The organism is Haloarcula sp. H-GB5 (assembly GCF_054850705.1).
Map to the genome: position 1 here is coordinate 744121 of NZ_JBTWBG010000002.1, position 12846 is coordinate 756966.

Genomic DNA, 12846 nt, shown 5'->3' on the forward strand with positions numbered 1-12846 from the left:
CCGGCCACGTGCTGGCAGTCGCTACGGAGCCGAGTAGAAAACTACAGCAACGGGTCGATTACAGGCGACCGGTGCTCTCGACGGAGACCGACTCGACGTCATCGACGTTCGCGAAGGCCTCTTCGACGGCTTCCGTGCCGCCAGTGTCGTCAGGGACGATGACCGTCGGCGTCAGCGCGACGAGGCCGAAGGCGACGTCCTCGCGCTCGAACCCGTTGATCTTCGTTCCTTCGGGAAGCACGCCCTCGAGACGCTCCTGCAGGTCGTCGAGGTCGACTTCGGGACTCTCCGGCATGACCTTGATCTTGGCTGCTACTTTCCCCATTGTTATGGCCCCATGAAACCGCAGTCCGGGCATTTGTAGAGGTTGCTCTGCTTTCGGCAGGTGGCACAGCGGTAGATCTGCTGGCCACAGTCCGGGCACTTGAACGCGGCGGCGTTCGTGCCGGCGATGTTGATGCCACACGAGACGCACTTGCGCGCCTGTTTCTGTTGGCTCTCGCTCATACCACTCCGTATCCGACCGCGGCTTTTAACGATTGCCAAACGCGACCGTCACCGCGAGTGACTGCCATGGCCCTAGTTCCCGGGCAGAATGTCCCCGAGTGCAGCGCCGATCGCCATCGGAACGAACGCCACGGCACAGATGCAGGCCGATTCGTAGACGACTGCGGGGTCCGTTGACCACTCAACCAGCCCCCAGCCCGTAAGCAGGGCGATGGAGACGACCAGCGCCGTTCCGGTGACGCCGACGAGTCGCCGCGGCACGATTCCCAGTATCCGGTTGGCCACTCGAACATCCTGAAAGTCGGCGACGTACAGAATCGAGATGACCAACGCGATGGCGATGGCGACTGTCGCGACGAGATACAGCGGGTGTTGAGCGATGTGTAGCCCGGCATCGACCGTCCCGCCCTCGACGGCCATCGGAATCCCGAACAACAGCGAGCCGAGCAGCGCCTCCGCGAGATCGGACCGTCCGAAGCCCCAGACGACCCGGCCGAAGGTCGCAGGCTCGTGATCCTGTGAGTCTGCGGCCGCGCGCATCGCGTCCCGGACCTGCTGGCGCTCGTCCTCTGAGTCGACGAGTTGTTCCAGTTCTTGGAGTTCGTCGAATAGATTCGCGAACTCGTCGTCCTCTGCGTCTAGTTCGGACGGAGGGCGGTTTGACTGGCTCATCTGAGATCAGGGTCGCTGTCTCGCGTCGGTACGTCCGGGTTCGGGTCGGCACCGGTCGTCGGCTCGCCGTCCTCCCAGACGTAGAACCCCTCGCCGGTGACTGCGCCGCGTTGCCCGTCTGCGACCTTCTGTCTGAGCAGCGCCGGGGGTTCGAACCGCTCGTCGAGCCGCTCAGCGAGGTCTTCGAGCGCTGTTAGCACTGTTTCCAGCCCATGCCGGTCGGCGCGGACGAGCGGCCCGTCGCGGTCCGACGCCCCGCGCTCGAAGGTCCGGTCGATATCACGAACCCCGGCGACGCCGTCCTCGACCATCCGGACCGCCTCGGCGATGGTGGCGAGTTCGAGGCGGAGTGCGGCGAACCCCGGCGTGTCGCGCACGACGACTGGCGACGCATCCAGACTCTCCACGAAGTCCGTGACTCGGTCACGGGTCGCTGCCGTCGTCTGCTCGGCGATGACGACCTCGACGATAGCCCCGTTCGGCGGATCAACGAGGTTGAGGCCGACCGCGCGGTCCGGGCTCCGGAGGCCAGTCGCGACGGCAGTCACCGACAGTGACGTGTCGCTGACAGCGATGAGCGTCTCCCCCTTGACCATCGTCTCAGTTTCGGCGACTACCTCTCGATGGCCGTCCGTCTCACCAGCGGTCGCGTCGATGATGATATCGCTGCCGCTGACGGCGCTTTCGAGCCCGGTGGTTCCGTCGATATCGGCCGGTACATCCCCGTCAAGTGCGTGGTGGATCTCGTCGACCCGGTCCATCACGTCTGACGCATCCGTTCCCCGAAGACGCACTTCGTGGCCCGCACGGACACATCGCTGTGCGATATCCCGCCCCCGCTGTCCGGTCCCGAGTACGGCCACAATCATGACAGTACCACCGCACTCCCGGCGTTAATCCTTTACGCCGCGACCTGTCCCGGTCTTCTCACCGGGCCGAACCGCTTGTGGGCTGGATAGGGCAACTGGAGCAGCGGCAGTACGCTTTTTTCGACACCGGCTGTATCGCCGAGTATGGATATCGGCGTACTGACAGTTCCTTTGGGCGGACAGTCACTCGATGAGGCACTGGCGTATCTCAGCGACCTAGGCGTCGATGCGGTCGAACTGGGGTGTGGCGGCTTCCCCGGCGACGACCACCTCGACCGGCAGGAGTATCTTGACGACGAGGAGAAACAGGCTGAGCTTGAGGCGCTTTTAGACGAACACGACCTCCGGGTGAGCGCGCTGGCGACACACAACAATCCGCTTCACCCGGACGACGAACGCGCCGCAGAGGCCGACCGTGAACTCCGGGAAGCGATCCGGTTGGCCGACCAGCTCGACGTGAACACCGTCACGGGGTTTTCGGGGCTTCCCGCCGGCGGCCCTGACGACGAGGTCCCGAACTGGATCACTGCGCCCTGGCCGACTGAACACGCCGACGCCCACGAATACCAGTGGCGCGTCGCCGACGAGTACTGGTCGGACCTCGCGGCTCACGCGGCCGCACATGACGTGGATGTCGCCATCGAGATGCACCCCAACATGCTGGTGTACGAACCGCGCGGGCTGCTCGAACTCCGCCGCCGGACGAACGACCGCATCGGCGCGAACTTCGACCCGTCACATCTGTACTGGCAGGGCATCGACGTGACCGAGGCGATCCGCCTGCTCGGCGAGCACGACGCCATCCACCACTTTCACGCCAAAGACACGAAGGTGTACGAGTCGAACGCCCGCGAGAAGGGCGTGCTGGACACTGCGCCGTACACAGACGAAGCGGACCGGTCGTGGCTGTTCCGCTCAATCGGCTATGGCCACGACGAGTCCCACTGGAAAGACGTGGTGTCGACGCTGCGGATGGTCGGCTACGACGGCGCGCTCTCTATCGAACACGAGGACTCGCTGACCAGCGCGCGTGAGGGGCTGGAGAAAGCAGTCGACGTGCTCGACCGCGCCGTCTTCGAGACCCAGCCCGGCGACGCCTACTGGGCTGAGTGACCGGTACAACCAACGATGCGGCTTTTTCGGGCACATACGCTTATATAGTGTCTACGAGATGTTACGACCGGATTCCCGTATCCAGTGACACGATATGGACATCGAACTCACCCACAAACCCTCGTACACGCACGTCCGCGCTACCCTCGACAGCGGCGAGTCGATACTCGCCGAACCCGGCGCGATGGTCAGCCACTCGCCGACTATCGAAATCGAGACGACGACCAGTCGGGACGGCCTCCTCAGCTCCGCGAAGTCGATGCTTGGCGGTGAATCACTGCTTGCAAACGAGTTCACGGCCCAGGGCGGCTCCGGAACCGTTACCCTCGCGCCGCCGACGCCCGGTGACGTCCACCACCACGAACTCACGGGCGAGACGCTGTATGCCGTCGACGGCGCGTTTCTCGCGGCCGACCCAGACATCGATATCGACTCCGAGTTCGGTGGTATCAAATCGATGCTGGCCGGCGCAAGCATCACGCCGCTGGCGCTGAAAGGGACCGGAAACGTCCTCATCGAGGCCTTCGGCGGGCTGGAGACCGTCGAACTTGACGCCGGCGAGTCCTACACCATCGACAACGACCACGTCGTCGCCTGGGAGGGGTCGGTCAACTTCGACGCCCACCGCGTCGGGGGGCTGAAGTCGACGGTCCTCAGCGGTGAGGGCCTTGTGATGGATTTCACCGGCCCCGGGACGGTCTGGTACCAGACACGTGGCCTCTCCTCGTTCACCTCGGCCATCGCGGACGCGCTGCCCGGGACAGGTGACAACGGCGGTAACTCAACCGGTATAGACGACTTCATCTGAGTCCCGTCGGAAGTCCGCCGAAGAACAGCCGCGTTCAGGAGAGTGCTTGCGTGATGTCCGTCGACGAAACCATCCCGACGTAATCCTGGTGTTCGTCAATGACTGGGAGGTGCTTGATGTCGTAGGTCGTCATCATCGCTGCCGCTTCGCCCAGTTCGAGCGAGGTCGTCACCCGCTCGACCGGAGCCGTCATCACGTCGCCAACGGTCGCCGACGAGAGGTCCTTCCCGGTCGCGACGGCATCGACGATGTCGGTGGTGGTGATGATGCCCGCCTCTGCCCCCGGCACGAAGATGCCGTTGATGTTCTGCGCTTGCATCTGCGTCGCGGCCGCTTTGACGGTTTCGTCGGCAGAAATCGTCTCTAACGGCGTCGACATGATATCCTCGATACGAACGGTCGTTTCAGTGGCCATGCAGGAGCAACGCGCGCATCCGGTTTCGTCTTTTCCCTCGCGGCGGCCCGCTCTCCTGCCGTCACCATGAGCATTATCTCGGCCCCGAGTGAACAGCCGGGTATGACCCTCGACATCGGCATGCTCGGCTACCGCTTCATGGGCAAGGCTCACGCGAATGCACTGGACCGCCTGCCCATGTTCTTCCCCGAAGCGCCTGCCGTCAACAAGGACGTGCTCGTCGGCCGCGACGAGGACGCGCTGGCAGACGCAGCCGACCAGTTCGGCTTCGACCGGACAGCGACGGACTGGCGGGCTATCGTCGACGAGGTGGACGTGTTCTACAACCTCGGCCCGAACCACGTCCACGCCGAGCCGTCCATCGCGGCGCTGGAGGCCGGCACGCCGACGTTCTGTGAGAAACCGCTTGCGCCCACGCTCGATACGGCTGAGGAAATGGCCGAGGCCGCTGCCGACGCCGATGTCCCTGCGGGCGCTGCGTTCAATTATCGGTTTGTTCCGGCCATCCAGTACGCGAAGGGACTCATCGACGACGGCGTGCTCGGGGAAATCCATCATTTCCGCGGGCAGTACCTTCAGGACTGGCTGGTCGACCCCGACGCGCCGTGGTCCTGGCGCAACGACGAGGAGATGGCCGGCAGCGGGGCACTCGGGGACCTCGGATCGCACACGGTCGACCTGGCCCGGTTCCTGCTCGGCGACGCCGCTGGCGAGATAACCGACGTGAGTGGCCACCTCCGAACGTTCACCGAGGAGCGTCCTGTAGAAGGGAGCGACGAGACACGTCCGGTGACCGTCGACGACGCCTACAGCGCCCAGATAGCGTTCGACAGCGGTGCGATGGGGACGCTCGAAGCATCACGAGTCGCCAACGGTCACAAGAACGCTCACACCATCGAGATCGAGGGATCGAAGGGCGCAATCAAGTTCGACCTCGAACGCTTGAACGAACTGCAGGTTCTCACCGAGGGTGACCGCGGCTTCCAGCAGGTGCTTATCACCGACGAAGACGACCCCTACGTCGACCACTGGTGGCCCCCCGGCCACGTCATCGGCTGGGAGCACACGTTCGTCCACGAGAACTACGAGTTCCTCTCGGCCGTAGCAGACGGCGGCGAACAGGAGCCGTCCTTCGCCGACGGACTCGCCGCACAGCGGGTGCTTGACGCTATCGAACGCAGCGACGAGCGCAGCGAGTGGATCAGCCTGTAGGTCCGAACCGAAACCCCCTTTCGGCGGCTACTGGTAGAGTCTGCCATGCTCTCTATCGCGCTGGCCGGGAAACCGAACGCCGGCAAGTCTACTTTCTACAAGGCGGCGACGATGGCCGACGTGGACGTGGGGAACTACCCGTTCACGACTATCGACGCCAACCGTGGAGTCAGCCACGTCCGAACGGAGTGCCCCTGTCTCGACCGGGAGGAGCGCTGTAGCGACGACAACTGCCGGGACGGCAAGCGCTACGTCCCGGTGGAACTCATCGACGTGGCCGGCCTCGTTCCCGGCGCACACGAGGGGCGCGGCCTCGGGAACCAGTTCCTCGACGAGCTATCGACCGCCGACGTGATTCTCAACGTCGTCGACGCCTCCGGCGGGACCGACGCCGAGGGCGAACCCGTCGAGGTCGGTGAACACGACCCTGTCGAGGATGTCCACTTTATCGAGGAAGAGATGGACCTGTGGCTCGCCAGCATCGTCGAGCGCAACTGGGAGTCCATCGAACGCCAGTCCCGGTCACCGGATTTCAAGCTCGACGAATCGCTCGTGGACATGCTGGCCGGCGTCGGGGCTTCGGAACTCGACGTAGCGCGGACACTACGGGACCTAGAGTATCCCGAAGACCCCATCGCCTGGACCGACGAGCACCGCGAGGCGCTGGCGACGGAGATCCGCCAGCGGACGAAGCCACTCGTCGTCGTCGCGAACAAGGCCGACATCGCCCCGGAGGGGAACATCGAAGCCCTGCAGGAAGCCGCAGACGTGGTCGTGCCCGCGACAGCCGACGGCGAACTCGCGCTGCGCAACGCCGCGCAGGCCGGGGTCATCGACTACGACCCGGGCGACCCGGACTTCGACATCGTCGGCGACGTGAGCGACCAGCAACGGGAGGGGCTGAACCGCATCCGTGACGTGATGGACGAGTGGGGCGGCACCGGCGTTCAGGGCTCCCTTGACACTGCTGTTTACGACCTGCTCGACCATCTGACGGCATACCCCGTCCAGAACGAAACACACTGGACCGACGGGCAGGAGAACGTCCTCCCCGACGCGTTCTTGCTACGGCAGGGTGCGACGCCCAAGGACCTCGCCTATGCCGTCCACTCGGACATCGGCGACGGCTACATCCACGCCGTCGATGCCCGTGAGAACCGGCGTATCAGCGACGAGACGGAACTCGAAGAGGGAGCGGTCATCAAAATCGTCAGCGACGCGAACTGAGTACACACGGACGCCCCTACGACCGCCTTCTCGGCTACCTATTTCGGCAGCAAATCCTGTAGTGTTGCCCGTATATCCTCGCTCCCGGGACTCTGTGGGACCTGCCCGAGCACGTCCCGGCCGAGTCGCTCCGTCGCCGCGCCGACTGCAAGCCTGTCCAAGAGCGCACCGTATTTCAGCGCCAATCGCGGCGACACGTCGAATAGCAGGTCGCGCTTTCCGATGAGCGAGTGGGTTATCGACAGGACTTCGACAGCGTTGTCGACGTACTGCTGTCTGGCGTCGTCGTCACCGTAGCCAGCCAGCGCCGCCAGCAGGAACTGCTCCAGTTCGGCCTCGCGGTCGTGGAGCGCCGGCGGGTCCGGGAGCACGGTCGTCCCGTCGGGCCGTTCCGGGAGCATACTCCGGCGAGGCGCGTACGAGAGGACAGCACCAGTTGTGGGCGTGGTTGCAGTGGGCAGTGGTACAGCCAGGCGCTTCGAGGGGTTCGTATCGGTGAAGACGACATGGAGGTTCGCCGGTTCGCCGCGTACCGGTTCGTCCCAGCTGTCGGGGGTATGCGTGTAGCCACGCCGGAGCGCTTCCCGAAGCGTTCGCTGAATCCGCCCGCCTTCGCCCTGCAGGTCCAGATGGAGCACGACGGGCCTATCGCTGCTTTCGTCAATGAGGGACCACAGGGCCGGAAGCGCGTCCGCAGCGCCGGCCGAAAGTTCGTAGCAGGCCGCGTCTCGTTCTGCGGCCAGCAGTCGGGCGAGCGTGCTGCCACGCCAGCCAGTCAGGTCGGCCACGTAGAACCACGGGAGCGTGTGTATCGGCCCGACTGCGGCGTCGCCGGCCGCCGTGTCGATGGTCGGCGGGACCGTTTCGAGATAGCTCTCAATAGTCGCTAGTTCGGGGGCGAAATATTCGGTCGTCGCCGGGGGGAGGTCGGTTGTTCGGCGACGATGGTCGTCGACTGAAGCCATACCACCTGTAGGCCCGAGTGCCGGAAAACGGTAACGAGGGAGTGACTGACAGTGAGTCGAACATTCGCGACTAGCGTGTGCGTCCCGGCAGTTCCCGACTCCGAAGCCACTGCCGGCCGACGAATCGGTACGTCTCTCACGTCCTCCAGTTCACTGTCGTTTCTGACCGGCGAAGGGAAACCCGTTTTTTGCCTCGTCCCGAATCAGGCGTATGAACGTACGGACGATAGCCGATCTTGGTCCCGACGAACGGGCCGCTTTCTTCGACCGCGACGCCGGTGTCGACGCCGTCAGGGACGATGTGCGCGATATTGTCTCGCAGGTTCACGAGGAGGGCGACGTGGCACTGCGGCGCTTCGCTGAGGAGTTCGATGATGTCTCGGTAGGCAACATCGACATAACCGACGCCGCCGAGCGGGCCTACGAGGAAATCGACGACGACGTGCGCGAGGCCATTGAGGACGCCGCGGCGAACATCCGCGCGTTCCACAAACGACAGGTCCCTGAGGACTGGCGTGACGACTTCGACGGGCGCGAACTCGGCCGTCGATACCGGCCGCTCGATAGCGCTGGTGTGTATGCGCCCGGCGGCACGGCGGCCTACCCCTCCAGCGCGCTGATGGGCGTCATCCCGGCGAAGGTCGCCGGCGTCGAACACGTCGCTGTCGCCACCCCACCAGCCGAGGAAGTCAATCCCGTCACGCTGGCTGCCATCCACGTCGCCGGGGCCGACGCCATCTACCAGGTCGGTGGTGCACAGGCTATCGCGGCACTGGCCTACGGGACCGAGACTGTTAGCGCGACGGACATCGTCGTCGGCCCCGGCAACCGCTGGGTCACGGCGGCGAAAGCCGAGGTCCGTGGCGACGTGGCTATCGACTTCTTAGCCGGTCCTTCCGAAGTCATGGTCGTCGCCGACGGCGACGCGGACCCGGAACTGGTCGCGGCTGACCTCGTCGCACAGGCCGAACACGACGAGAACGCCTCTGTTGTCGCCGTCACCGACGACGCGGACCTCGCCGAGCAGGTCGCCGGAGCGGTTGACGAGCAGGCTGACGGCCGGGAGCGCGAGGCAGTCATCCGTGCCGCACTGGACAACGACGCGTCCGGCGTGTTGCTTGCCCGATCGATGAGCGAAGCCGTCCTCTTCGCCGAGGAGTACGCCGCCGAACACCTCTCGATTCAGGCCGACGACGACGAATCGCTCCTCGAACGGATTCCCTCCGCTGGGTCCGTGTTCCTCGGCCCGTACAGCCCCGTCGCGGCCGGCGATTACGCGACCGGGACGAACCACGTTCTGCCGACCGGCGGCAGCGCGCGGGTCACCGGTGGTCTCTCTGTGGACACGTTCGTCCGGTCGACGACAGTCCAGCGCCTTTCCGAGGATTCACTGGGTGACATTGCGGACACGATTACGACCCTCGCCGAAGCCGAAGGGCTCGACGCCCACGCTGAGAGCGTCCGCAAACGGTTCAAGGAGTAACGCGGTCCCCGGGGCTTTCCTGCAAAACAACTCAGACGTATTTTCTCCGAGCTGTCCCACCGGCGTCACTGTTAACACGTTCGGGCGTCCACGTAAGTGTATGAGCAGCACAGCGGACGACGTCGATCCGAACCTCGGGGGCGAGGACGTAGCCGTCACCGAGCAGGCAGCGGGAGAGGCACTGGACCTCCTCGAAAGCGAAGGCATGGATGTCGACGAATCCGGACTCCGCCTGTATGTCCAGCAGGGCGGTTGTGCCGGACTCTCCTACGGGATGCGGTTCGAACACGAACCGGAAGAAGACGACGAGGTGTTCGAGCGCAACGGGCTCCGCGTGTTCGTCGACGACGCCAGCATCGACTACATCGAGGGGTCAGTACTCGACTACGAGGGCGGCCTGCAGGGGGCCGGGTTCCACGTCCAGAACCCGAACGTGGTCAGCGAATGTGGCTGTGGCGAGTCCTTCCGGACGTAGCTACTCTTCGAGTTCGAACGCCACGACGACTTCGGCCTGGTACTCGCGGCCCTCGACGCCGGCGATCTCGACGCCGAGTTCCTCCACTTCGACCCACTTGAGATTGTCAAGTGTCGCCTCTGCGCGCTCGATGGCGTCGTCAGCGGCTTTGTCGAAGCTTTCCGGACTGGTCCCGATGAGCGTGATCTTCTTGAAAACCATTTGCATGCGATTTGTTCACACGGAAATGTCATAAAAGTACGGACAGGTCACTGAGACTGTCGGTTGAGCAACGTCTCGACGTGACCGACCACGCCGGTGAGGTGTGCAGTCCCCCAGATCGCCACGATAATCGCACCGATAGCGTCGAACACGAGATCGAGCATCGTGTCGCTGAGACCGAACTGTGTCAGAATCGTGTCGTTTCCGGTTGCCGACGCGGCGAGCGTGATCGAGAACTCGATGACCTCCCAGAACACGCCGAAGGCCATCACGAACAGGAGAAGGAACACGAACATGAACCGCGAGGGGATCGATATCTCGTCGGTATGCTCGTCGAGCGCGCGAACCGTCGTGTACCCGACCGCGGCGACGACCGACGACGAGAGGGCGTGGGTGAAGTGGTCCCACCACCAGATGGTGACGTAGAAGTTCTCTTCGGACCCAGGCAACCCAACAGTTCCGAGCGCGTGGAAGAACGCTGCCGATGTGATCCACAGCGTCAGCGCGGGGTCGAGTGCGATGCCGTAGTCCCGCTCCAGCAGCGCCGGGAGTTGCGTGACGAGGATTGCGACGCCCGAATTGACGATGATACCGACGTTGCCCCGCTCGATACCGACCGCGAATAAGCCGATGAGTGCGAGTGACAGGACCCGCGAAAGCAGTTGCTGGGTCGCTGTGCTGATACTGAAGCGGTCACGGACCCTCATACGTCCGGCTGGACCTCCTCGGGAACGCGGCTGGTCCCGGCCTGCCGGCGGACGTAGTACGCGAACACCACGCCGGCACCGATACCAGCGATGGTCGACGCGACGAACTCCCACATCAGCGCCTCCTCGATGACGTGTTCTGACACCGTCGGATCGAGGATGAAGGTGGTGCCGAGCAACTGGTCAGCCGCCCAGCGAACGACCGCCCAGACGCCGGCAGTGGCCATCGTAGTAATGGCGACGAAGACGACGGCGAACCGGGGCGTCATCCGGACGGGGGTAAAGAGCTGCAGTTCGACGGCGAGAATGAGCGCGATGGCGGCAACCGAGAGGTAGGTCGCGAGATTTCCGGTCATCGAGAGCGTCGCAAACAGGCGGCCCACGACAGGCAACGCCGCCAGCAAGAGGATTTCCCAGGGGAGCATGGCGTCCCGGTTGCGCAGCAGGACCGGCGGAAACAGCGCCAGCGCTGCGACGGCAGCAGCGAACCCGGCCCACAGCAGGTCGGCCTGAACGGCACTCGTTATAGAGACAGCGGCGAGCATAGCGACGATACACCACGCCGCGAGGGCGTTGACGCGCCTGTCCCGGAGCAACCGCGCTACGTCTCGGCTCATAGTGGCAGGTGAGCCGCGACTCGAAAAACCCTATCGACCGATGGGATGGACTGTTCAAATAGCCCCATACGCCATAGCGTACGCGAGCGCAGCGATGGTCACTGCCGCCAGCCCTGTCACGACTGTCTCCAGCCAGTCGACGCCGTCACTGAACGGCCGGGTCGGCGCGCCGACGACGCCCAGTGCGAGGACGCTGAACACGAAGTGCGCCGACTGTTCGAGCGTCGGCGCAGGCATGAACAGAACGGCTGCTGCATACCCCAGTCCCAGCGCTGCTCGGGGGCGGACGAGTCCCGTCAGCGTGTACCCACGAAGGTGGACGTACGTCCATACGGCGAGCCACACCGTCGCAAGTTCGATAGCGAACGCCGCCAGAAGGTGTGTCGTGGGGTCGGGGTGGAGTATCACCCGCTCAGCGACGAGGGTCACGTCGAAGGGGTAGAAGAACGGGGGCGGGCCACCGGTGAAGAGGTCGCCGAATGGGTGGCTAAGCAGTCCCAGTAGCGCCAGCCCGGTCACCGTCCGGGGGCTGATATCGCGGGACTGCGCGAATGTGGCGACACCGAGCACGGCTAGGACGAACACGAGCGTCACGAGTCCCGCGATAGGACCGCTGATTGCGCCCGTAAGCACGGTCAGTGCGATGCCGATGGACAGCGCGCCGGCTCGGGCAGCCCGTGAGTTACGTGCCCAGAGGCCGGCCGCGATGGCGAGTGCGGCCCCCAGCAGGAGTGAGTGTGTCGGGCCGCGGTGAACGACGTCCGCAACTTCCCAGAATCCATCTGCGGTCAGGCTCCCGGCAGCCCCGACGAGTAGCCCGAAGGGGGCATAGACGATGTCAACGTCAGGAACTGCGGCGAACAAGCCGGCCACGACACCTAGCTGAACCGCTTGCTCGCGGGAGAGCCCGAACCACCACGCGGCGAGGGCTCCGAGGGCGAACGCGAGCAGCGCGTGCCCGACGAACATACCCTAAATATGATGCCGATAGGCTTAAACACCACGTGTGAACGGGTAGCGCGGCGCTTGGCCCCGCTCAAGACTCGGATCCGACCTTCGTCCAGCGTTCTTCGATGGCCGCGTTGGCCCTGACGACGGTGTCGTCGTCGACACGGAACCGCGTCTTCCGGAGTTCGATTGCGACTACCTCACCGGTGGTGTCGCCGGCTTTGACAGTATCGCCGGGATTGAAGTCGGGATCACGGAGGAGGTAGACACCGGCAACGGCGTCCTTTATCATCTCCGAGAGCGCGTAGGAGACGCCGAGCGCGAGGAATCCAGTCGCCGTGCCCAGCGACGCGGCGATGGCGGTCAGGCCGACGATAGAGAGGAACGACAGCGCCACGCCGAACCACAGGAACACGAGTACGATCACCGACAGAAACTGCCGGTACACGGGCGATTCGCCGGGCAGCGATCGCTTCAGGACGGCCCGGACGACGATCATGATCGCCTTGATGCCTACTGCAGCGATAGCGAGAAAGACGAACGCGGTTATGAGGCGCGGGAGTGCGTCGACGACGTTCGTAACTAGCTGTTCGAGCGCTCGGTTGATGACACCGACTTGCACGCCGG

General features: G+C 64.5%; 17 protein-coding genes. 6 read left to right on the forward strand and 11 right to left on the reverse strand.

From position 1 onward, the window contains the following. Positions 1–58: 58 nt before the first annotated feature. The 4 genes from ACYJ11_RS11795 to ACYJ11_RS11810 all read right to left on the reverse strand — a co-directional run bounded on the left by ACYJ11_RS11795 (position 59) and on the right by ACYJ11_RS11810 (position 2048). The gene (locus ACYJ11_RS11795; protein WP_004593354.1) at positions 59–325 is read right to left on the reverse strand and encodes an elongation factor 1-beta; all 267 of its coding nucleotides are present in this window, start codon (positions 323–325) and stop codon (positions 59–61) included. 2 nt (positions 326–327) lie between these two features. Further along, positions 328–507: an HVO_2753 family zinc finger protein gene (locus ACYJ11_RS11800; protein ID WP_004516620.1), complete on the reverse strand. Its 180-nt coding sequence runs from the start codon at positions 505–507 to the stop codon at positions 328–330. A gap of 72 nt (positions 508–579) precedes the next feature. Beyond that, a complete protein-coding gene (locus ACYJ11_RS11805; RefSeq protein ID WP_461647915.1) occupies positions 580–1179 on the reverse strand; it encodes a DUF2391 domain-containing protein in 600 nt (199 codons plus the stop codon). After that, positions 1176–2048, reverse strand: a complete 873-nt coding sequence (locus ACYJ11_RS11810; RefSeq protein WP_461647916.1) for a 3-hydroxyacyl-CoA dehydrogenase family protein — start codon at positions 2046–2048, stop codon at positions 1176–1178. Before ACYJ11_RS11810 ends, ACYJ11_RS11805 begins: the two co-directional genes overlap by 4 nt. Before the next feature lie 144 nt (positions 2049–2192). On the opposite strand from ACYJ11_RS11810, the gene ACYJ11_RS11815 reads away from it, so the two are divergent. Next, entirely contained in the window at positions 2193–3161 is a 969-nt protein-coding gene (locus tag ACYJ11_RS11815; protein ID WP_461647917.1) for a sugar phosphate isomerase/epimerase family protein, read from the forward strand. A 94-nt stretch (positions 3162–3255) separates the two neighbouring features. Continuing rightward, the gene (locus ACYJ11_RS11820) at positions 3256–3969 is read left to right on the forward strand and encodes a TIGR00266 family protein (RefSeq protein ID WP_461647918.1); all 714 of its coding nucleotides are present in this window, start codon (positions 3256–3258) and stop codon (positions 3967–3969) included. Between the two features lie 34 nt (positions 3970–4003). Here the strand turns inward: ACYJ11_RS11820 and ACYJ11_RS11825 are convergent, their stop codons facing one another. After that, positions 4004–4384, reverse strand: a complete 381-nt coding sequence (locus ACYJ11_RS11825) for a CBS domain-containing protein (RefSeq protein WP_170098089.1) — start codon at positions 4382–4384, stop codon at positions 4004–4006. A gap of 102 nt (positions 4385–4486) precedes the next feature. Between ACYJ11_RS11825 and ACYJ11_RS11830 the strand changes: the two genes are divergently transcribed. Both ACYJ11_RS11830 and ACYJ11_RS11835 read left to right on the forward strand, forming a co-directional pair. Beyond that, positions 4487–5596: a Gfo/Idh/MocA family protein gene (locus ACYJ11_RS11830; protein WP_461647919.1), complete on the forward strand. Its 1110-nt coding sequence runs from the start codon at positions 4487–4489 to the stop codon at positions 5594–5596. 45 nt (positions 5597–5641) lie between these two features. Then, positions 5642–6823, forward strand: coding sequence for a redox-regulated ATPase YchF (locus ACYJ11_RS11835; protein ID WP_461647920.1), 1182 nt, complete (start codon positions 5642–5644; stop codon positions 6821–6823). Between the two features lie 38 nt (positions 6824–6861). Here ACYJ11_RS11835 and ACYJ11_RS11840 read toward each other — a convergent pair whose 3' ends face one another. Then, positions 6862–7788: a hypothetical protein gene (locus ACYJ11_RS11840; protein WP_461647921.1), complete on the reverse strand. Its 927-nt coding sequence runs from the start codon at positions 7786–7788 to the stop codon at positions 6862–6864. 211 nt (positions 7789–7999) lie between these two features. Between ACYJ11_RS11840 and hisD the strand changes: the two genes are divergently transcribed. Further along, positions 8000–9271 carry a histidinol dehydrogenase gene (hisD, locus tag ACYJ11_RS11845; protein WP_461647922.1) on the forward strand — a complete coding sequence of 424 codons (1272 nt, stop codon included), beginning with the start codon at positions 8000–8002 and terminating at the stop codon, positions 9269–9271. Positions 9272–9371: 100 nt separating this feature from the next. Next, positions 9372–9746, forward strand: coding sequence for a HesB/IscA family protein (locus tag ACYJ11_RS11850; protein ID WP_461647923.1), 375 nt, complete (start codon positions 9372–9374; stop codon positions 9744–9746). Here ACYJ11_RS11850 and ACYJ11_RS11855 read toward each other — a convergent pair whose 3' ends face one another. The 5 genes from ACYJ11_RS11855 to ACYJ11_RS11875 form a co-directional block, all read right to left on the reverse strand. Next, positions 9747–9947 carry a dodecin gene (locus ACYJ11_RS11855; RefSeq protein WP_005535273.1) on the reverse strand — a complete coding sequence of 67 codons (201 nt, stop codon included), beginning with the start codon at positions 9945–9947 and terminating at the stop codon, positions 9747–9749. Positions 9948–9994: 47 nt separating this feature from the next. After that, on the reverse strand, positions 9995–10654 hold the full coding sequence (locus tag ACYJ11_RS11860; protein ID WP_170098083.1) for a hypothetical protein: 660 nt from the start codon (positions 10652–10654) through the stop codon (positions 9995–9997). Continuing rightward, positions 10651–11271 (reverse strand): hypothetical protein, encoded by a 621-nt coding sequence (locus tag ACYJ11_RS11865; RefSeq protein ID WP_461647924.1) that lies wholly within the window; start codon positions 11269–11271, stop codon positions 10651–10653. Before ACYJ11_RS11865 ends, ACYJ11_RS11860 begins: the two co-directional genes overlap by 4 nt. Before the next feature lie 54 nt (positions 11272–11325). After that, entirely contained in the window at positions 11326–12240 is a 915-nt protein-coding gene (locus ACYJ11_RS11870; RefSeq protein WP_461647925.1) for a metal-dependent hydrolase, read from the reverse strand. 67 nt (positions 12241–12307) lie between these two features. After that, entirely contained in the window at positions 12308–12841 is a 534-nt protein-coding gene (locus ACYJ11_RS11875; protein WP_461647926.1) for a mechanosensitive ion channel domain-containing protein, read from the reverse strand. Between the last annotated feature and the right edge of the window lie 5 nt (positions 12842–12846).